The organism is Streptomyces showdoensis (assembly GCF_039535475.1).
GTDB lineage: Bacteria > Actinomycetota > Actinomycetes > Streptomycetales > Streptomycetaceae > Streptomyces > Streptomyces showdoensis.
Window position 1 is genome coordinate 1,661,462 of the sequence record NZ_BAAAXG010000026.1, and the last position, 20,269, is coordinate 1,681,730.

18 protein-coding genes are annotated in these 20,269 nt (G+C 69.2%); 9 read left to right on the plus strand and 9 right to left on the minus strand.

Annotated elements, in window-relative coordinates; all coding sequences use genetic code 11:
* The first annotated feature begins 95 nt into the window (after positions 1–95).
* On the plus strand, positions 96–1,061 hold the full coding sequence (trxB, locus tag ABD981_RS20505; protein WP_046908677.1) for a thioredoxin-disulfide reductase: 966 nt from the start codon (positions 96–98) through the stop codon (positions 1,059–1,061).
* Between the two features lie 47 nt (positions 1,062–1,108).
* Positions 1,109–1,441, plus strand: a complete 333-nt coding sequence (gene trxA / locus ABD981_RS20510) for a thioredoxin (protein ID WP_046908678.1) — start codon at positions 1,109–1,111, stop codon at positions 1,439–1,441.
* Between the two features lie 94 nt (positions 1,442–1,535).
* Here trxA and ABD981_RS20515 read toward each other — a convergent pair whose 3' ends face one another.
* From ABD981_RS20515 to rpmH, 9 genes are all read right to left on the minus strand, one after another.
* Positions 1,536–2,153: a GNAT family N-acetyltransferase gene (locus ABD981_RS20515; RefSeq protein WP_046908679.1), complete on the minus strand. Its 618-nt coding sequence runs from the start codon at positions 2,151–2,153 to the stop codon at positions 1,536–1,538.
* Positions 2,154–2,309: 156 nt separating this feature from the next.
* Positions 2,310–3,422, minus strand: coding sequence for a ParB/RepB/Spo0J family partition protein (locus ABD981_RS20520; RefSeq protein ID WP_123954600.1), 1,113 nt, complete (start codon positions 3,420–3,422; stop codon positions 2,310–2,312).
* Positions 3,419–4,507, minus strand: a complete 1,089-nt coding sequence (locus tag ABD981_RS20525) for a ParA family protein (RefSeq protein WP_123954601.1) — start codon at positions 4,505–4,507, stop codon at positions 3,419–3,421. Before ABD981_RS20525 ends, ABD981_RS20520 begins: the two co-directional genes overlap by 4 nt.
* A gap of 258 nt (positions 4,508–4,765) precedes the next feature.
* Entirely contained in the window at positions 4,766–5,485 is a 720-nt protein-coding gene (rsmG, locus tag ABD981_RS20530; RefSeq protein WP_046908681.1) for a 16S rRNA (guanine(527)-N(7))-methyltransferase RsmG, read from the minus strand.
* Positions 5,486–5,602: 117 nt separating this feature from the next.
* Positions 5,603–6,112 (minus strand): Jag family protein, encoded by a 510-nt coding sequence (locus ABD981_RS20535; protein WP_046908682.1) that lies wholly within the window; start codon positions 6,110–6,112, stop codon positions 5,603–5,605.
* A gap of 29 nt (positions 6,113–6,141) precedes the next feature.
* A complete protein-coding gene (gene yidC / locus ABD981_RS20540; RefSeq protein ID WP_046908683.1) occupies positions 6,142–7,470 on the minus strand; it encodes a membrane protein insertase YidC in 1,329 nt (442 codons plus the stop codon).
* A 3-nt stretch (positions 7,471–7,473) separates the two neighbouring features.
* A complete protein-coding gene (gene yidD / locus ABD981_RS20545) occupies positions 7,474–7,800 on the minus strand; it encodes a membrane protein insertion efficiency factor YidD (protein ID WP_046908684.1) in 327 nt (108 codons plus the stop codon).
* On the minus strand, positions 7,797–8,168 hold the full coding sequence (gene rnpA / locus ABD981_RS20550; RefSeq protein ID WP_123954602.1) for a ribonuclease P protein component: 372 nt from the start codon (positions 8,166–8,168) through the stop codon (positions 7,797–7,799). Before rnpA ends, yidD begins: the two co-directional genes overlap by 4 nt.
* A 21-nt stretch (positions 8,169–8,189) precedes the next feature.
* A complete protein-coding gene (rpmH, locus tag ABD981_RS20555) occupies positions 8,190–8,327 on the minus strand; it encodes a 50S ribosomal protein L34 (RefSeq protein WP_046908686.1) in 138 nt (45 codons plus the stop codon).
* 380 nt (positions 8,328–8,707) lie between these two features.
* On the opposite strand from rpmH, the gene dnaA reads away from it, so the two are divergent.
* From dnaA to gyrA, 7 genes are all read left to right on the plus strand, one after another.
* Entirely contained in the window at positions 8,708–10,525 is a 1,818-nt protein-coding gene (dnaA, locus tag ABD981_RS20560) for a chromosomal replication initiator protein DnaA (protein ID WP_205628195.1), read from the plus strand.
* A gap of 986 nt (positions 10,526–11,511) precedes the next feature.
* A complete protein-coding gene (gene dnaN, locus ABD981_RS20565) occupies positions 11,512–12,642 on the plus strand; it encodes a DNA polymerase III subunit beta (RefSeq protein ID WP_046908687.1) in 1,131 nt (376 codons plus the stop codon).
* Between the two features lie 76 nt (positions 12,643–12,718).
* Positions 12,719–13,600 carry a phosphogluconate dehydrogenase (NAD(+)-dependent, decarboxylating) gene (gene gnd, locus ABD981_RS20570; RefSeq protein ID WP_478074267.1) on the plus strand — a complete coding sequence of 294 codons (882 nt, stop codon included), beginning with the start codon at positions 12,719–12,721 and terminating at the stop codon, positions 13,598–13,600.
* A gap of 59 nt (positions 13,601–13,659) precedes the next feature.
* Positions 13,660–14,781, plus strand: coding sequence for a DNA replication/repair protein RecF (gene recF / locus ABD981_RS20575; protein WP_046908689.1), 1,122 nt, complete (start codon positions 13,660–13,662; stop codon positions 14,779–14,781).
* Positions 14,782–14,786: 5 nt separating this feature from the next.
* Positions 14,787–15,365, plus strand: a complete 579-nt coding sequence (locus ABD981_RS20580; RefSeq protein ID WP_046908726.1) for a DciA family protein — start codon at positions 14,787–14,789, stop codon at positions 15,363–15,365.
* Positions 15,366–15,608: 243 nt separating this feature from the next.
* Positions 15,609–17,639 carry a DNA topoisomerase (ATP-hydrolyzing) subunit B gene (gene gyrB / locus ABD981_RS20585; RefSeq protein WP_046908690.1) on the plus strand — a complete coding sequence of 677 codons (2,031 nt, stop codon included), beginning with the start codon at positions 15,609–15,611 and terminating at the stop codon, positions 17,637–17,639.
* A 41-nt stretch (positions 17,640–17,680) separates the two neighbouring features.
* On the plus strand, positions 17,681–20,269 hold the full coding sequence (gyrA, locus tag ABD981_RS20590; protein ID WP_046908691.1) for a DNA gyrase subunit A: 2,589 nt from the start codon (positions 17,681–17,683) through the stop codon (positions 20,267–20,269).

The window sequence follows — 20,269 nt, forward strand, 5'->3', positions numbered from 1 at the left end:
GCTTGCCCCGTAGGATCGGTTGGGTGGGGTGAGAGTGACCGACCCGATCGCCCCCCGTAGGCAGTAGGCAGTCTGCAGAGACGAGGAAGAAACCCGTGAGCGACGTCCGTAACGTGATCATCATCGGCTCCGGGCCCGCGGGTTACACCGCTGCGCTCTACACGGCCCGCGCGTCGCTGAACCCGCTCGTCTTCGAAGGTGCGGTCACCGCCGGTGGCGCCCTGATGAACACGACCGACGTGGAGAACTTCCCGGGCTTCCGTGACGGCATCATGGGCCCGGACCTGATGGACAACATGCGTGCCCAGGCGGAGCGCTTCGGCGCCGAGCTGGTTCCGGACGACATCGTCGCCGTGGACCTCACCGGCGAGATCAAGACCGTCACCGACACCGCCGGCACCGTGCACCGCGCCAAGGCCGTCATCGTCACCACCGGCTCCCAGCACCGCAAGCTCGGCCTGCCGAACGAGGACACCCTCTCCGGCCGCGGTGTCTCCTGGTGCGCCACCTGCGACGGCTTCTTCTTCAAGGACCACGACATCGCCGTCGTCGGCGGTGGCGACACCGCGATCGAGGAGGCCACCTTCCTCTCGCGCTTCGCCAAGTCGGTCACCATCGTCCACCGCCGTGACTCCCTGCGCGCCTCCAAGGCGATGCAGGAGCGCGCCTTCGCCGACCCGAAGATCAAGTTCGCCTGGGACAACGAGGTCGCCGAGATCCACGGCGACCAGAAGCTCAGCGGTCTGACCCTGCGCAACACCAAGACCGGCGAGACCAGCGAGCTCCCGGTGACGGGCCTCTTCATCGCCGTGGGCCACGACCCGCGCACCGAGCTCTTCAAGGGCCAGCTGGAGCTGGACGAGGAGGGCTACCTCAAGGTCGACGCCCCGTCCACGCGCACCAACGTCACGGGTGTCTTCGGTGCGGGCGACGTCGTCGACCACACCTACCGCCAGGCGATCACCGCCGCCGGCACCGGCTGCTCGGCCGCCCTCGACGCCGAGCGCTTCCTGGCCGCCCTCGCCGACAGCGAGAAGCTGGCCGAGACCCCCGCGGTCTGACCCTCTCCGCCTCATCACCCCACACCCCGCGAATTAAGGAGGCCGCCGTGGCCGGCGCCCTGAAGAACGTGACCGACGCTGACTTCGACGAGGTCGTCCTCAACAGCGACAAGCCCGTCCTGGTGGACTTCTGGGCCGCGTGGTGCGGGCCGTGCCGCCAGATCGCCCCGTCGCTGGAGGCCATCGCCGCCGAGCACGGCGAGAAGATCGAGATCGTGAAGCTCAACATCGACGAGAACCCGGGCACGGCCGCCAAGTACGGCGTCATGTCCATCCCGACCCTGAACGTCTACCAGGGCGGCGAGGTCGTGAAGACGATCGTCGGTGCCAAGCCGAAGGCCGCGATCGAGCGCGACCTGGACCCCTTCATCGGCCAGTAAGGCTGACGCACTTCCTGTTTCACGTGAAACAGCAGCGGCCCGCCCCCTTCCGAGGGGGCGGGCCGCCGTCGTCTCCGCAGGGATTCCTTGCGCGTCAGAGAGGCCGCAGTGCCGGCTCCTTCTGTACGGCTCCCAGCAGCCGGTCGATGGCCAGCTCGACGTCCTCCTTCCAGGAGAGCGTCGTCCTCAGCTCCAGCCGCAGGCGCGGGAAGGTCGGATGCGGCCGTACGGTCTTGAAGCCCACGGCCAGCAGGTGCTCGGCCGGAAGGACACAGGCCGGCTCCTTCCACCGGGCGTCACCGAAGGCCTCGATCGCCTTGAAGCCCCGCCGCAGCAGGTCCTTGGCCACCGTCTGCACCATCATCCGCCCGAGTCCCTGCCCCTGGTAGCCCGGCATGATCCAGGCGGTCATCAGCTGGGCCGAGTCCGCCGAGACCGGGCTCGTGGGGAAGGCGGTGGAGCGGGGCACATACGCCGGAGGCGCGTAGAGCACGAAGCCGACCGGCACCTCGTCGACATAGACCACTCGGCCGCAGGAGCCCCATTCCAGGAGGACGGCGGAGATCCAGGCCTCCTTCTCCAGCTCCGGCCGGCCAGCCTTCACGGCGGCTTCTCCGCTCACCGGATCGAGCTCCCAGAAGACACAGGAGCGGCACCGCTTGGGGAGGTCCGGAAGGTTGTCCAGCGTGAGCGGTACGAGCCGACGCCCCACGGCTGCTCCTCGTTTCCCTCGGCCTTTGCCGTACGAATACGCCTCTCAGAATCGTAACGAGGGGGCGATCAGGGCGATACCGCGCGCAGGCAAAGGGCGGGGCGTGTTCCGGTGAATGCCGGCAACACGCCCCGCCCTGGGAGGAGAAGAGAGGGATCAGCCCTCGGAGTCCTGACCGTCCTCGCCCTGCTCGCCGTTTCCTTGGTCCATGACCCGGCCCTCGCCCGGGGCCAGCGTCGACAGGATCCGGTCCAGATCCTCCATCGAGGCGAACTCGACGACGATCTTGCCCTTCTTCTGCCCCAGGTCGACCTTCACCCGGGTCTCGAAGCGGTCCGAGAGCCGGGTCGCCAGCTGGCTCAGGGCCGGGGAGACCCGGGCACCCGCGCGCGGGCCCTTGGGCTTGACCGGAGAGGAGGGCTCGGAGGCCATCAGCGTGACGATCTCCTCGACCGCCCGCACCGAGAGCCCCTCGGCCACGATCCGGTACGCCAGCTTGTCCTGCGTCTCGGGGTCGTCGACCGAGAGCAGGGCACGGGCGTGGCCGGCCGAGAGGACACCCGCGGCGACCCGACGTTGCACCGGCGGGGAGAGCCGCAGCAGACGCAGCGTGTTGGAGACCTGGGGCCGCGAGCGGCCGATCCGGTCCGCCAGCTGGTCATGGGTGCAGTTGAAGTCCTTGAGGAGCTGGTCGTAGGCGGCGGCCTCCTCCAGCGGGTTCAGCTGCGCCCGGTGCAGGTTCTCCAGGAGGGCGTCGAGCAGCAGCTTCTCGTCCTCGGTGGCCCGCACGATGGCGGGGATGCGCTCCAGACCGGCCTCACGGCAGGCCCGCCAGCGACGCTCACCCATGATGAGCTCGTAGCGCTCGGCGCCCAGCTGACGGACGACGACGGGCTGGAGCAGACCCACCTCCTTGATGGAGGTGATCAGCTCGGCCAGCGCGTCCTCGTCGAACACCTCACGGGGCTGGCGCGGGTTGGGCGTGATGAAGTCCAGCGGCAGCTCCGCGAAGTGCGCCCCGGCGGGGGACTCCGGAAGGGCCTCGGGCTCGGGCACCGGCACCACGGAGTCGGGCGACTGCGGGCTCGCCGGAAGGGTCGCCAGCTTCGCCGCGGCCACCCCCCGCTCCGAGCCGAGCGCCGGAACGGCACCCGGAGAGCCCGCGCCCTGGCCTCCGGCCACGGCCACCGCCGGGACCTGTCGCTCCTGGGGAGCAGCGGGGATCAGCGCACCGAGTCCGCGCCCCAGCCCCCTACGTCGCTCGCTCACTGGATCCCCTCCGACATTCGCTGGCTGTTCTGGTGGCCCATGGCCGGCTGGCCGGCAGGGGCGTGGGTGGCGTCATAGTGGACGTCGACACCGCGCAGGGCGATCTCACGGGCCGCCTCCAGGTACGACAGGGCGCCGCTGGAGCCCGGGTCGTACGTGAGGACGGTCTGCCCGTAGCTCGGCGCCTCCGAGATGCGCACGGACCTCGGGATGCTGGTCCGCAGCACCTCCTTGCCAAAGTGGCTGCGCACCTCGTCGGCCACCTGCGAGGCGAGCCTCGTCCGGCCGTCGTACATGGTGAGCAGGATCGTCGAGACATGCAGCCCGGGGTTCAGGTGCCCGCGCACCAGGTCGACGTTCCGCAGGAGCTGCCCCAGGCCCTCCAGCGCGTAGTACTCGCACTGGATGGGGATCAGCACCTCGGCCCCCGCCACCATGGCGTTGACCGTGAGCAGGCCCAGCGACGGCGGGCAGTCGATCAGGATGTAGTCGAGCGGCTGCTCGTACGCCTGGATCGCCCGCTGCAGGCGGCTCTCTCGGGCCACCAGCGACACCAGCTCGATCTCGGCACCGGCGAGATCGATGGTGGCGGGGGCGCAGAAGAGGCCCTCGACGTCCTGGACCGGCTGGACGACCTCGGAGAGAGGCCGGCTCTCGACGAGGACGTCGTAGATCGAGGGGACCTCGGCATGGTGGTCGATGCCGAGCGCCGTGGAGGCGTTGCCCTGCGGGTCGAGGTCGATGACCAGGACTCGGGCACCGTGCAGGGCGAGGGAGGCGGCAAGGTTGACCGTCGTGGTCGTCTTGCCCACTCCGCCCTTCTGGTTGGCGACCACCATCACGCGGGTCTGGGCAGGCCTGGGAAGCCCCTCACCCGCACGACCCAGGGCTTCTACGGCCAGCTGGGCTGCACGGCCAATGGGGGTGTCGTCCATCGGGGGCGGTGTTTCACGTGAAACATCCTCCCCCGCCGATTCGGTTCGGGGACCGGGGACCGGATCGGTCATCGGTCCCGCGATGTTGGCGTCGGACCGCAAGGATTCACTCTCCTCGGCTTCAGGCTCGCGATGAACAGAGCCTGCCATGCTTTCGGGGTCGTGAACCAGCGAGGCCCGTGGTTCTGTGGAGGAATCCACCTCTGTGGACAACCCCTTAACCCTCACGGGGGGTTTCGCCGGAGGTGTGCGGTCCCAGGGCGTGGCAGCCGCGCGGCCGCGGCTGATGATCCCCTGCAGCAGTGAGCGACGTTTCACGTGAAACACGATGCACGCGCCGCAGGGCCGGGACCGCTCGACACTCCGAAATCTGTACGTATCGCAGCTTGTACGGATCAGTGGACAGGCTCAGCGGCCGCCGCGGCGGGACCGGCTGGTCCTGGCCGCCTTGGCACGCTTGGCGGCGAACCTCACACCGCCCGGGCTCTCGCCGACCTCGACCCGGACCACCGTGGACAGCGGATCGACGATCCCCTCGCCCACCTGGAGGACGGAGGTGCCGACCACTCCCAGCTTGGAGAGGGCGGCACGGGCACCGCTGATCTCCTCCTCCGCCGTGTCGCCCTTGAGCGCCAGCATCTCGCCATAGGGACGCAGCAGCGGGACGCCCCAGCCGGCCAGCCGGTCGAGCGGCGCGACCGCGCGGGCGGTGACGACGTGCACGGGCTGGAGCTTGCCCAGCATCTCCTCGGCGCGACCGCGGACCACCGTCACGTGGTCGAGGCCGAGCAGCTCGACGACCTCCTGGAGGAAGTTCGTCCGGCGCAGCAGCGGCTCCAGAAGGGTGATCTTCAGGTCCGGGCGCACCAGCGCCAGCGGGATGCCGGGCAGGCCGGCACCGGAACCGACGTCGCACACCGTGACGCCCTCGGGGACGACCTCGGAGAGCACGGCGCAGTTCAGGATGTGGCGCTCCCACAGCCGGGGCACCTCACGTGGGCCGATGAGGCCACGCTTCACTCCCGCGTCCGCGAGGAGCTCCGCGTACCGCACGGCCTCCGGGAAGTACTCGCCGAAGACCGTCCGCGCCTGCTCCGGCGCCTGGGGAAGCTCCGCTGCCTCCGTCACGGGGAACCGTCCTTCCGTACCGCACGCATGACGTGCGAGCGCACTGTGTGGCTGACTATCAGGCTGACAAAATTCGGCCCCGCCTGCGAACAGACGGGGCCGACACTACGAGAGGGTTCAGGCAGGGAGCACGACGACAAAGCGCTGCGGCTCCTCGCCCTCGGACTCGCTGCGCAGACCGGCGGCGGCGACCGCGTCGTGCACGACCTTGCGCTCGAACGGGGTCATCGGGTCCAGCTTGACGGGCTGGCCGCTGGACTTGACCTCGTCGGCGGCCTTGGCGCCGATCTGGGCGAGCTCGGAGCGCTTCTTGGCCCGGAAGCCGGCGATGTCGAGCATCAGACGGCTGCGGTCACCGGTCTCCCGGTGCACGGCCAGTCGGGTGAGCTCCTGAAGGGCCTCCAGCACCTCGCCGTCACGGCCGACCAGCTTCTGCAGGTCACGGCTGTTCGAGTCGCTGATGATCGAGACCGAAGCCCGGTCCGCCTCGACGTCCATGTCGATGTCGCCGTCGAGATCGGCGATGTCGAGCAGGCCTTCGAGGTAGTCGGCCGCGATCTCACCCTCCTGCTCCAGGCGGGTCAGGGTGTCGCCACCCTCGGCGGCGGAGGTGGTGCCTTCCGTCACGGATGGACTCCTTCTTGCTTCGTGGAGGCTTACTTCTTGGAGGAGGGGTGCTTGGGCCGCTGCTGGCCCTTGCGCTGGCGGGAGCCACCGGAGTTGGCCCGCTGGCGCGTCGGCTTGTCGCCCGCGTCCGGGGAGCCGGCCTTGGTGCCCTTGGCCTCCGACTGCGGCTTCTTCTCCAGCGAGGGAGCCGCCTTCTCGTCAGCGACGTCAGCAGTGGCGTCGGCGGCGTCCTCGGCGTCCGGGGCCGAGTCCTCGGCCTCCTTCGCCGTGGTCTGCTGGCCGCCACCGGACTGGCGCTGGGCCTTGGTCTGGCGCTTGGGCTGCTGGCGCCGCGTACCGGCACCGCCCTCCGCCTCGGCGACCGCGGTGTCGCTCTTGATCACGGTGCCGTCGGCCTGGGCGGCGAAGCCGGCCTTGGCCAGGCCCGTGAAGAAGCGGCGCTCGTTCTCGTTGCGGTCGCTGCCCTTGGCGACGATCGCCTTGACGATGTTCTTCCGCCGACGGCCGCGGACCTCGCCGTGGTGGGTGACGCCCTTGAGTAGGCGCTGCAGGTAGGCGTCCTGGGCCTTGCTGCCCGGCGTCGGGTTCTGGTTGATCACGTACATCTGCTGGCCCATGGTCCACACGTTGGTGGTCAGCCAGTAGACGAGGACACCGACGGGGAAGTTGATGCCCATGACGGCGAAGATCACCGGGAAGATGTACATGAGCATCTTCTGCTGCTGCATGTACGGGGTCTTCACCGAGAGGTCGACGTTCTTCATCATCAGCTGGCGCTGGGTGAAGAACTGCGAGGCCGACATCAGGATGATCATGACCGCGGTGACGATGCGGACATCGGTCAGCGAGGCGTCGAGGGCGGCGACCTTCTCGGCGCTGTCCGTGAACTTGGCGGCCAGCGGGGCACCGAAGATGTGGGCCTGCCGGGCGCTCTCGAGCAGCGGCTGGTCGATGACGCCGATCGTCTTGCCCGAGGCGATCGCGGAGAGCACGTGGTACAGCGCGAAGAAGAACGGCGACTGGGCCAGGATGGGAAGGCACGAGGAGAGCGGGTTGGTGCCCGTCTCCTTGTACAGCTTCATCATCTCTTCGGACTGACGCTGCTTGTCGCTCTTGTAGCGCTCCTGGATCGCCTTCATCTTCGGCTGGAGCGCCTGCATGTTCCGCGTCGACTTGATCTGCTTCACGAAGAGCGGGATCAGGCAGATACGGATCAGCACCACGAGGGACACGATGGACAGACCCCAGGCCCAGCCCGTGTCAGGGCCGAAGATCGCCCCGTACATCTTGTGGAACTGGACGATCACCCATGAGACAGGTGTGGTGATGAAGCTGAACAGACTGGCAATCGTGTCCACTAATCAGGCTCCTTGAGCTTTGGGCGAGGTCTCTCCGACCGGGCTCGTCTCGGCGGAGATCCCGCCCTTGTCTCCGCGCAGGGCGGCGCGCAGCATCTCGTGCCAGCGCGGCCGCTTGCGCAGGGGAACATGGTCCACGCCGCCCGGCGACCACGGGTTGCACCGCAGGATGCGCCAGGCGGTCAGGGCTGTGCCCTTGATCGCGCCATGCCGGTCGATGGCCGTGAATCCGTAGCGGGAACACGACGGGTAGTACCGGCAGACGGGGCCCAGGAGCGGGCTGATCGTCCACTGGTACAGCTTGATGAGGGCCAGCAGCGGGTACTTCATCGCGTGCCCCCTCCCAGGAGCCGCTGAAGAGCGGCGTCCAGGTCTCGGGCCAGCTGTGCATGATCGGCGTCGCCGGCTCCGGGCAACGCCCGTACCACCACCAGGCTACCGGGGGGCAGCTCGGTGAGCCGTTCACGCACGAGATGGCGCAAACGACGCTTCACCTGATTGCGGACGACCGCTCCGCCAACGGCTTTGCTCACGACGAAACCCGCACGCGTCGGGGGAGCGCTCTCCCCAGGCGCGTGCGGGTCCGTTTTACCGCTGCGTAGGTGGACGACGAGGCTCGGGCGTCCGGCCCGGCGTCCTCGGCGTACCGCGGTCGCGAAGTCCTCGCGCCGCCTCAGCCGATTCTCGGTAGGCAGCACGTCATGACCTGATTAGTCAGATCAGGCGGACAGCTCAGCGCGACCCTTGGCACGGCGGTTCGCCAGGATGGCGCGGCCGGCGCGGGTGCGCATGCGCAGGCGGAAGCCGTGGGTCTTCGCGCGACGACGGTTGTTCGGCTGGAAGGTGCGCTTGCTCACTCGGGGGCTCCAGAAATGATTCGTTGGTGGCGGGACATCGCCTGGCTGTCACCGTGCGCCCACGAGAAGCTCGCAATACGCCCGAGTGCACCGCTTCGCGATCACATATGGTGATCTTCGCCCATCGGAGGCAGGCGGCAGCAGCCATCGACAACTCGACCTGGTTACGGTACGCGCGGCTACGCCATCCGGTCAAACCGGCCGGTCACCGGGGTCCATTGTGCACAGGCTGTGGACAACAACTTGAACCACGTCAGCCGCCGCGACTACCGTGGCTGGACTCCGCAATCTTTTCCGTTCTGTCCTTACCTGTCCTTCAGGACTTCGACCAACCGTCCCGAGAACCACACATTCGTGGGACCTGCGAGGAAGCGTGCCCCGTGGCTGACGTACCTGCCGATCTTGCCGCAGTGTGGCCGCGCGTGCTGGAACAGCTTCTCGGCGAAGGCCAGCAGGGCATCGAGGGCAAGGACCGGCAGTGGATCGAGCGCTGCCAGCCGCTCGCGCTGGTGGCCGACACCGCCCTGCTCGCGGTCCCCAACGAGTACGGCAAGCAGGTCCTCGAGGGCCGGCTCGCCCCGCTGATCAGCGAGGCCCTCAGCCACGCCTGCGGACGTCCGATCCGGATCGCGATCACCGTCGACGACTCGGTCGGCGAGCCGACCCCGCCCGCGCCGCCCGTCCGGCAGGCGCCGCAGCCCCAGCCGCCGCAGCGCTACGACGAGCGCCCGTCGGCGGAGCCGTACGGAAAGTACGAGAAGTACGAGAAGTACGACGAGTACGGGCGCCCGCTGCCGGACGACGGTCTGCCGACCGCCCGGCCCGCCTACCCCGAGTACCAGCAGCAGCGTCCGGAGCCCGGCTCCTGGCCGCGCGCCCAGGAGGACCTGTCCTGGCAGCAGCAGCGGCTCGGCGGCTTCCAGGAGCGCGACCCGTACGCGACGGCCCGCCCCCAGCAGCCGCAGCCGCGGTACGACGAGCGGCCCCCGGCGTACGAGCAGCCGCAGCGGCCCGAGCGCGGCGAGCTGCCGGAGCCGCAGCGGCCGGGCGGCGGCCCCGGCGGGCGCCCCGTCCCCGGCCCGATGGGCACCGGTCCCACCGGCGGCGGCCCCGGCATGGGCGGTCCCTCCGGGCCGGGTGCCGGTTCCGGCGCGCCCGGCGAGCAGCACGCGCGGCTGAACCCCAAGTACCTGTTCGACACCTTCGTCATCGGTTCCTCGAACCGCTTCGCCCACGCCGCCGCCGTCGCGGTGGCCGAGGCGCCGGCGAAGGCGTACAACCCCCTCTTCATCTACGGGGAGTCGGGGCTCGGCAAGACCCATCTGCTGCACGCGATCGGTCACTACGCCCGCAGCCTCTACCCGGGCACGCGGGTGCGGTACGTGAGCTCGGAGGAGTTCACCAACGAGTTCATCAACTCGATCCGCGACGGCAAGGGCGACGCCTTCCGCAAGCGCTACCGCGATGTGGACATCCTGCTGGTCGACGACATCCAGTTCCTCGCGAGCAAGGAGTCGACGCAGGAGGAGTTCTTCCACACGTTCAACACGCTCCACAACGCCAACAAGCAGATCGTGCTCTCCTCGGACCGGCCGCCCAAGCAGCTGGTGACCCTGGAGGACCGGCTCCGCAACCGCTTCGAGTGGGGCCTGACCACCGACGTGCAGCCGCCGGAGCTGGAGACGCGCATCGCGATCCTGCGCAAGAAGGCGGTCCAGGAGCAGCTGAACGCCCCGCCGGAGGTGCTGGAGTTCATCGCCTCGCGGATCTCGCGGAACATCCGCGAGCTGGAGGGCGCGCTGATCCGGGTGACGGCCTTCGCGAGCCTCAACCGGCAGCCGGTGGACCTCGGTCTGACCGAGATCGTCCTCAAGGACCTGATCCCGGGCGGCGAGGACTCGGCGCCGGAGATCACCGCCGGCGCGATCATGGCGGCCACGGCGGACTACTTCGGGCTGACCGTGGAGGACCTGTGCGGCTCCTCCCGCAGCCGGGTGCTGGTCACGGCCCGACAGATCGCCATGTACCTGTGCCGGGAGCTCACGGACCTGTCGCTGCCGAAGATCGGCGCGCAGTTCGGCGGCCGTGACCACACCACGGTCATGCACGCCGACCGCAAGATCCGCGCCCTGATGGCGGAGCGCCGCTCCATCTACAACCAGGTCACCGAGCTGACCAACCGCATCAAGAACGGCTGAGACGCCGCGTAGCACCTCGCCGAAGGGCGCCCCGGGAGATGTCCCGGGGCGCCCTTCGGCGTTCCCGAAGCCTTCCCCGAAGCCTTCCCCGACGCCTTCCCCGAAGCCTTCCTGAAGCCCTTCCCGGTGGGTCTGTGGACGCTCCGCGGACGGCCCGAAAGCGGTCCCAGGGCTGCCCGAGGGGGGTCGGGAAGCTGCCTGAGGGCGGTCCACGGGCGGTCCGCGGCCGCTGACCGAGCCCCGTGCACACCTGTGTACGAGACCCCGCTGTTCGATTACTCCGTTCCGGTGGCGGGTTCTCCACAGATTGGGGGATGATCTCCCGTCCACAGGGTGGGGACTGCGAAGTTATCCGGATTGCATCCACAGGGGGACCGGCTGACAGATCATCACTCCAGGTCAGAGGCCTGTGGAATTGTTGGCAAACGATCTCCACAGCCTGTGGATGAAAAATCTGTCCACAAGCGCCCGGCTCGGTTGTCCACCGGCCGCCCACAGGGTCCGGGCGGTTGCCCACAGCTTCTCCACACTGCTGTCCACTGTTCGGCAACGAAACACCCGGTCTCACCGCACCGAGTGAAAGCGGTCACACCAAGGGAGACGTTTGGGCTGTGGGGAACCTGGGGAAAGCTGGGGACAGCACTGGGGAGAACTCCCCATGCCCTGTGAATCGGGTGTGCAGAACTTTCGCGTGTCCACAGAACGGCCCGGTTGTCCACGGGCTCCACCCACAGGGTCGGTGGACAAAAAAGCGGCGCTGACCTGCGCGAACAGCGTTATCCACGGTTTCCACAGCCCCTACTACTACTCCCACAGAGAGTTAGCTAGGAATCCGCTTCGAAGCGGGGCCTGTGCACAACTCGAGCCCGGAGCCTCGGCGACCTCTTGTCGCGACTTGACCCCGAGCCGCACCGAGTGTCGGTGGCGTACGTCAGACTGGTTCCCGCAGTCGACGAAGAGCCAGCAACAAGCAGGAGGCGGTTCCGGTGAAGATCCGGGTGGAGCGCGACGTACTTGCCGAGGCGGTGGCCTGGGTGGCCCGCAGCCTCCCGGCCCGTCCGCCGGCTCCCGTGCTCGCGGGCCTTCTGCTGAAGGCCGAGGACGGCGCGCTGAGCTTCTCCAGCTTCGACTACGAGGTCTCGGCCCGCGTCTCCGTCGAGGCCGAGGTCGAGGAGGACGGCACCGTCCTGGTCTCCGGCCGCCTGCTCGCCGACATCTGCCGCGCCCTCCCCAACCGTCCGGTGGAGATCTCCACAGACGGTGTACGGGCGACCGTGGTCTGCGGCTCCTCCCGCTTCACCCTCCACACCCTGCCTGTGGAGGAGTACCCGTCGCTGCCGGAGATGCCCACCGCCACCGGCACCGTCCCCGGTGAGGTCTTCGCCTCCGCCGCCGCCCAGGTGGCCATCGCCGCCGGCCGCGACGACACGCTGCCCGTGCTCACCGGTGTGCGCATCGAGATCGAGGGCGACACCGTCACCCTGGCCTCCACCGACCGCTACCGCTTCGCCGTCCGCGAGTTCCTGTGGAAGCCGGAGTCCCCGGACGCCTCCGCGGTCGCCCTGGTGCCCGCGAAGACCCTGCTGGACACCGCCAAGGCCCTGACCAGCGGTGACACGGTCACCCTGGCGCTCTCCGGCTCCGGCAAGGGCGAGGGCCTGATCGGCTTCGAGGGCGCCGGCCGCCGCACCACCACCCGGCTGCTCGAGGGCGACCTGCCGAAGTACCGGACGCTCTTCCCCACCGAGTTCAACTCGGTCGCGGTGATCGAGACCGCCCCCTTCGTCGAGGCCGTCAAGCGCGTGGCCCTGGTGGCCGAGCGCAACACCCCGGTCCGGCTCAGCTTCGAGCAGGGCGTGCTCATCCTGGAGGCCGGCTCCAGCGACGACGCACAGGCTGTGGAGCGGGTGGACGCGCAGCTGGACGGCGACGACATCTCGATCGCCTTCAACCCGACCTTCCTGCTGGACGGCCTGAGCGCGATCGACTCCCCGGTCGCCCAGCTCTCCTTCACGACCTCCACGAAGCCGGCGCTGCTGAGCGGCAAGCCGGCGCTCGACGCGGAGGCGGACGAGGCCTACAAGTACCTGATCATGCCGGTACGCCTGAGCGGCTGACCCCACAGGTGTGCACCCGCGTCCGGGCGTAGGCTCGGACGCGGGTACGAACCGCACACGACGCTTAAGGAATCATCTGATGGAGCTCGGTCTCGTCGGTCTCGGCAAGATGGGCGGCAACATGCGTGAGCGCATCCGCCGCGCAGGCCACACCGTCGTCGGATACGACCGCAACCCTGACCTCGCCGATGTCCACAGCCTCCAGGAGCTTGTGGACGGCCTCCAGGGTCCGCGGGTCGTGTGGGTGATGGTCCCGGCCGGTGCCGCGACCCAGTCCACCATCGACGAGCTGGCCGAGCTGCTCTCCCCCGGCGACATCGTCGTGGACGGCGGCAACTCCCGCTGGACCGACGACGAGAAGCACGCCGAGGAGCTGGCGGCCAAGGGCATCGGCTTCGTCGACTGCGGTGTCTCCGGCGGCGTCTGGGGCCTGGAGAACGGCTACGCGCTGATGTACGGCGGCGACGCCGAGCACGTGGCCCGCGTCCAGCCGATCTTCGACGCGCTCAAGCCCGAGGGCGAGTTCGGCTCGGTGCACGCCGGCAAGGTCGGCGCCGGCCACTTCGCGAAGATGGTCCACAACGGCATCGAGTACGCGATGATGCAGGCCTACGCCGAGGGCTGGGAGCTCCTGGAGAAGGTCGACTCCGTCACCGACGTGCGCGAGGTCTTCCGCTCCTGGCAGGAGGGCACGGTCATCCGTTCCTGGCTGCTGGACCTCGCGGTCAACGCCCTCGACGAGGACGAGCACCTGGACAAGCTGCGCGGCTACGCGTCGGACTCCGGCGAGGGCCGGTGGACGGTCGAGGCCGCCATCGACAACGCCGTGCCGCTGCCGGCGATCACCGCCTCGCTGTTCGCGCGGTTCGCCTCCCGTCAGGACGACTCCCCGCAGATGAAGATGATCGCCGCGCTGCGCAACCAGTTCGGTGGCCACGCGGTCGAGACGAAGAAGTAATCCACAGGCTGTGCACCCCGCGGTGCACAGCCGCCGGGGGAAGAAGGTCGGCGCCCACCATGCACGTCACGCATCTGTCGCTGGCCGACTTCCGCTCGTACGCCCGGGTCGAGGTCCCGCTCGACCCGGGCGTCACCGCGTTCGTGGGGGCGAACGGGCAGGGCAAGACCAATCTCGTCGAGGCGGTCGGCTATCTCGCCACCCTCGGCAGCCACCGCGTCGCCTCCGACGCCCCGCTCGTGCGGATGGGCGCCGAGCGGGCGGTCATCCGGGCCGCCGTCACCCAGGGCGAGCGCTCCCAGCTGGTCGAGCTCGAACTCAACCCGGGCCGCGCGAACCGGGCCCGGATCAACCGGTCCTCGCAGGTCAGGCCCCGTGACGTCCTGGGGATCGTGCGGACGGTGCTGTTCGCGCCGGAGGACCTGGCGCTGATCAAGGGCGACCCGGGCGAGCGCCGGCGCTTCCTCGACGAGCTGATCACGGCGCGCGCGCCGCGCATGGCGGGCGTGCGCTCGGACTACGAGCGGGTGCTCAAGCAGCGCAACACGCTCCTGAAGTCCGCCGCCATGGCCCGCCGGCACGGCGGCCGGTTCATGGACCTGTCCACGCTCGACGTCTGGGACCAGCACCTGGCCCGCGCGGGCGCCGAGCTGCTCGCCCAGCGGCTCGACCTCATCGGGGTGCTGCGCCCGCTCGCCGACAAGGCGTACGAGCAGCTGGCCCCCGGCGGCGGCCCCGTACACCTGGAGTACAAGCCGTCCGCGCCCGGCTCCGGGCACACCCGCGAGGAGCTGTACGAGCAGCTGACCGCCGCGCTCGCCGAGGTCCGCAAGCAGGAGATCGAGCGGGGCGTCACGCTGGTCGGGCCGCACCGCGACGAGCTCCTGCTCAAGCTGGGCGACCTGCCGGCCAAGGGGTACGCGAGCCACGGCGAGTCCTGGTCGTACGCGCTGGCGCTGCGGCTCGCCTCGTACGACCTGCTGCGTGCCGAGGGCAACGAGCCGGTCCTCGTCCTCGACGACGTCTTCGCCGAACTCGACGCGCGCCGGCGCGAACGGCTCGCGGAGCTGGTGGCGCCCGGCGAGCAGGTGCTGGTGACGGCCGCCGTGGACGACGACGTGCCGGGCGTGCTCGCGGGAACGCGGTACGCGGTCTCCGGCGGGACAGTGGAACGGGTGTGACGGGCATGACGGGCGCGAACGGCGAATCCTCCCCGCGGACTTCTTCTCCCCAGCCTGTGGACAAGCCGGCGGCGCCCGAGCCCTCGGGTGTCGACCTCGCGCGGGTCGCGCTGCGCGCCGCCAAGGAGCAGGCGAAGGCGCGGGGCGCGGCGGCCCAGCAGAAGAAGCAGGCGCGGCGGGGCGGCGGGCTGCGCTCCGGCGCCCGCGCGGACGGGCGCGACCCGATGGCGCTCGGCGCCGCCATCAACCGGCTGATCACCGAGCGGGGCTGGGAGACGCCGGCCGCGGTCGGCGGGGTCATGGGCCGCTGGCCGCAGATCGTCGGCGAGGACCTGGCCAAGCACTGCGTACCGCTGAAGTACGACGAGGACCCCGAGGTGCGGGTGCTCACCGTGCAGTGCGACTCCACGGCCTGGGCCACGCAGCTGCGGCTGCTGGCGCCGCGGCTGGTGGCGCGGCTCAACGAGGACCTGGGGCACGGCACCGTGCGGATGATCAAGGTCCTGGGGCCGGGCGGGCCGCGGCGGGGGTACGGACCGCTGCGGGCGCCGGGGTCGACCGGGCCCGGCGACACCTACGGGTAGGCCCTCCGTCCCGGTGCCCACTGCGCGCTACGACCCGAAGCGCTAGGTGGCCGCCAGAGGCCTCTGAAGCCCCTCCCCGGATATGGGGAGTCGTCTCGCGCCCGTCGAGGGCGGCACATGAGCATTCAGGTACCGGCAAACCCCCATGAGTGTCAGTGGTACCGGTAGACTGGGAGGCAATCCCGCCACCCTGCGGAACATGTCGAACGACGCAGCCGCTCCCGTATGCCCGGAGAACGGCCTGTGCTGTGCCAGAAAGGGCGCTTCGTGGCCGATTCCGGCAACCCCAACGAGAACAACCAGTACACCGCCAGCAACATCCAGGTACTCGAGGGTCTGGATGCGGTGCGCAAGCGCCCCGGCATGTACATCGGCTCGACCGGAGAGCGCGGCCTGCACCACATGGTGCAGGAGGTCGTCGACAACTCGGTCGACGAAGCCCTGGCCGGTCACGCGGACACCATCGACGTGACGATCCTGGCCGACGGCGGCGTGCGCGTCGTCGACAACGGCCGCGGCATCCCCGTCGGCATCGTCGAGTCCGAGGGCAAGCCGGCCGTCGAGGTCGTGCTGACCGTCCTCCACGCGGGCGGCAAGTTCGGCGGCGGCGGCTACGCGGTCTCCGGCGGTCTGCACGGCGTCGGCGTCTCCGTCGTCAACGCCCTCTCCACCAAGGTCGCGGTGGAGATCAAGACCGACGGCCACCGCTGGACGCAGGACTACAAGATGGGCGCCCCGACCGCGCCCCTCGCGCAGCACGAGGCGACCGACGAGACCGGCACCTCGGTCACGTTCTGGTCCGACCCGGACATCTTCGAGACGGTCGAGTACTCCTTCGAGACGCTCTCGCGGCGCTTCCAGGAGATGGCCTTCCTCAACAAGGGCCTGACGATCACGCTCACCGACGAGCGCGAGTCCGCCAAGGCCACCGTCGGCGCCGACGACCCGGACGCCGAGGCCGGTGCCGAGCCCGCCGCGCGCACGGTGAAGTACCACTACGAGGGCGGCATCGTCGACTTCGTGAAGTACCTCAACTCGCGCAAGGGCGAGCTGGTCCACCCCACGGTCATCGACGTCGAGGCCGAGGACAAGGAGCGCCTGCTCTCGGTCGAGATCGCGATGCAGTGGAACTCCTCGTACTCCGAGGGCGTGTACTCCTTCGCGAACACGATCCACACCCACGAGGGCGGTACCCACGAGGAGGGCTTCCGCGCCGCGCTGACGACCCTCGTCAACAAGTACGCGCGCGAGAAGAAGCTGCTCCGCGAGAAGGACGACAACCTCACGGGCGACGACATCCGCGAGGGTCTGACCGCGATCATCTCGGTCAAGATCGGCGAGCCGCAGTTCGAGGGCCAGACCAAGACCAAGCTGGGCAACACCGAGGCGAAGACCTTCGTCCAGAAGGTCGTCTTCGAGCACCTCACGGACTGGTTCGACCGCAACCCCAACGAGGCCGCGGACATCATCCGCAAGGGCATCCAGGCCGCCACCGCGCGCGTGGCCGCGCGCAAGGCGCGCGACCTGACCCGCCGCAAGGGCCTGCTGGAGTCCGCCTCGCTGCCGGGCAAGCTGTCCGACTGCCAGTCGAACGACCCCACCAAGTGCGAGATCTTCATCGTCGAGGGTGACTCCGCCGGCGGCTCGGCCAAGTCCGGCCGCAACCCGATGTACCAGGCCATCCTGCCGATCCGCGGCAAGATCCTGAACGTCGAGAAGGCCCGCGTCGACAAGATCCTGCAGAACACCGAGGTCCAGGCGCTGATCTCCGCCTTCGGCACCGGTGTGCACGAGGACTTCGACATCGAGAAGCTCCGCTATCACAAGATCATCCTGATGGCGGACGCCGACGTCGACGGTCAGCACATCAACACCCTGCTGCTGACCTTCCTCTTCCGCTTCATGCGCCCGCTGGTCGAGGCCGGTCACGTCTACCTCTCCCGCCCGCCGCTCTACAAGATCAAGTGGGGCCGGGACGACTTCGAGTACGCGTACTCGGACCGCGAGCGCGACGCGCTGGTCGAGCTGGGCAAGCAGAACGGCAAGCGGATCAAGGAAGACTCGATCCAGCGCTTCAAGGGTCTCGGCGAGATGAACGCCGAGGAGCTGCGCGTCACCACCATGGACGTCGAGCACCGCGTGCTCGGCCAGGTCACCCTGGACGACGCCGCCCAGGCCGACGACCTGTTCTCGGTGCTGATGGGCGAGGACGTCGAGGCGCGGCGCTCGTTCATCCAGCGCAACGCCAAGGACGTTCGCTTCCTCGACATCTGAGTCGGTCTCAGCTGACCGTACGAAAGGACTGACGACCAGCAATGGCCGACGAAAACACCCCGACCGGCACCACCGAAGACGAACCCGTGCTGCGGATCGAGCCCGTCGGGCTCGAGACCGAGATGCAGCGCTCGTACCTCGACTACGCGATGTCCGTCATCGTGTCCCGCGCGCTGCCCGACGTCCGGGACGGCCTCAAGCCCGTGCACCGGCGCGTGCTGTACGCGATGTACGACGGCGGCTACCGGCCCGAGAAGGGCTTCTACAAGTGCGCCCGCGTCGTCGGCGACGTCATGGGTACGTACCACCCGCACGGCGACTCCTCGATCTACGACGCGCTCGTCCGCCTCGCCCAGCCCTGGTCGATGCGGATGCCGCTGGTCGACTCGAACGGCAACTTCGGCTCCCCGGGCAACGACCCGGCCGCCGCCATGCGCTACACCGAGTGCAAGCTGATGCCGCTGGCCATGGAGATGCTCCGGGACATCGACGAGGAGACCGTCGACTTCCAGGACAACTACGACGGCCGCAACCAGGAGCCGACGGTCCTGCCGGCCCGCTTCCCGAACCTGCTGGTCAACGGCAGCGCCGGCATCGCGGTCGGCATGGCCACCAACATCCCGCCGCACAACCTGCGCGAGGTCGCGGCCGGTGCCCAGTGGGCGCTGGAGCACCCCGACGCCAGCCACGAGGAGCTCCTCGACGCGCTGATCGAGCGGATCAAGGGCCCCGACTTCCCGACCGGCGCGCTCGTCGTCGGCCGCAAGGGCATCGAGGAGGCGTACCGCACCGGTCGCGGCTCCATCACGATGCGCGCGGTCGTCGAGGTCGAGGAGATCCAGAACCGCCAGTGCCTGGTGGTCACCGAGCTCCCGTACCAGACCAACCCGGACAACCTCGCGCAGAAGATCGCCGACCTGGTGAAGGACGGCAAGATCGGCGGCATCGCCGACGTCCGCGACGAGACCTCGTCCCGGACCGGCCAGCGCCTGGTGATCGTGCTCAAGCGCGACGCCGTCGCCAAGGTCGTGCTGAACAACCTCTACAAGCACACCGATCTGCAGACCAACTTCGGCGCGAACATGCTGGCGCTGGTGGACGGGGTGCCGCGCACCCTGTCGATCGACGCGTTCATCCGCCACTGGGTGCAGCACCAGATCGAGGTCATCGTCCGCCGGACGAAGTTCCGGCTGCGCAAGGCCGAGGAGCGCGCCCACATCCTGCGCGGCCTCCTCAAGGCGCTCGACGCGATCGACGAGGTCATCGCGCTCATCCGCCGCAGCGAGACCGTCGAGGTCGCGCGCACGGGCCTGATGGGCCTGCTCCAGATCGACGAGATCCAGGCCAACGCCATCCTCGAGATGCAGCTGCGCCGGCTCGCCGCCCTGGAGCGCCAGAAGATCGTCGCCGAGCACGACGAGCTCCAGGCGAAGATCAACGAGTACAACGCGATCCTGGCCTCCCCGGAGCGCCAGCGCGCGATCGTCAGCGAGGAGCTGGCCGCGCTCGTCGAGAAGTTCGGCGACGACCGCCGCTCCAAGCTGGTGCCCTTCGACGGCGACATGTCCATCGAGGACCTCATCGCCGAGGAGGACATCGTCGTCACGATCACCCGTGGCGGCTATGTGAAGCGCACCAAGACCGAGGACTACCGCTCGCAGAAGCGCGGCGGCAAGGGCGTGCGCGGCACGAAGCTGAAGCAGGACGACATCGTCGACCACTTCTTCGTCTCCACCACCCACCACTGGCTGCTCTTCTTCACCAACAAGGGCCGGGTCTACCGGGCCAAGGCGTACGAGCTGCCGGACGCCGGCCGGGACGCCCGCGGCCAGCACGTGGCCAACCTGCTGGCCTTCCAGCCGGACGAGCAGATCGCGCAGATCCTGGCGATCCGCGACTACGAGGCCGCGCCGTACCTGGTGCTCGCCACCAAGGCCGGTCTGGTCAAGAAGACGGCGCTGAAGGACTACGACTCGCCGCGTTCCGGCGGTGTCATCGCGATCAACCTGCGGGAGCAGGAGGGTGGCGGCGACGACGAGCTGATCGGTGCCGAGCTGGTCTCGGCGGAGGACGATCTGCTGCTGGTCTCGCGCAAGGCGCAGTCGATCCGCTTCACCGCCACCGACGACGCGCTGCGCCCGATGGGACGCGCGACGTCGGGTGTCAAGGGGATGAGTTTCCGCGAGGACGACGAGCTTCTCTCGATGAATGTCGTCCGGCCGGGTACTTTCGTCTTCACCGCGACCGACGGCGGCTACGCCAAGCGCACGCCGGTCGAGGAGTACCGCGTCCAGGGTCGCGGCGGCCTCGGCATCAAGGCCGCCAAGATCGTGGAGGACCGCGGCTCGCTCGTGGGCGCGCTGGTGGTCGAGGAGACCGACGAGATCCTCGCCATCACGCTGTCCGGCGGTGTGATTCGTACGCGAGTCAATGAAGTCAGGGAGACCGGCCGTGACACCATGGGCGTCCAGCTGATCAACCTGGGCAAGCGCGACGCCGTCGTCGGCATCGCGCGCAACGCCGAGGCCGGCGGCGAGGACGAGGACGTCGACGCCGAGGTGGCCGAGGGCGCCGATGCGGTCGAGGCGGTCGAGGGCACGGAGCCCGCGACCGGGGAGCACGAGGAGTAG

What these genes read in the sequence shown, in the direction of transcription:
- ABD981_RS20525 (WP_123954601.1), bottom strand. Translation starts at nt 4,507, where the DNA reads ATGGCAGGCTCTGTTCATCGCGAGCCTGAAGCCGAGGAGAGTGAATCC.
- yidD (WP_046908684.1), bottom strand. Translation starts at nt 7,800, where the DNA reads ATGAAGTACCCGCTGCTGGCCCTCATCAAGCTGTACCAGTGGACGATC.
- recF (WP_046908689.1), top strand. Translation starts at nt 13,660, where the DNA reads ATGCACGTCACGCATCTGTCGCTGGCCGACTTCCGCTCGTACGCCCGG.
- ABD981_RS20580 (WP_046908726.1), top strand. Translation starts at nt 14,787, where the DNA reads ATGACGGGCGCGAACGGCGAATCCTCCCCGCGGACTTCTTCTCCCCAG.
- gyrA (WP_046908691.1), top strand. Translation starts at nt 17,681, where the DNA reads ATGGCCGACGAAAACACCCCGACCGGCACCACCGAAGACGAACCCGTG.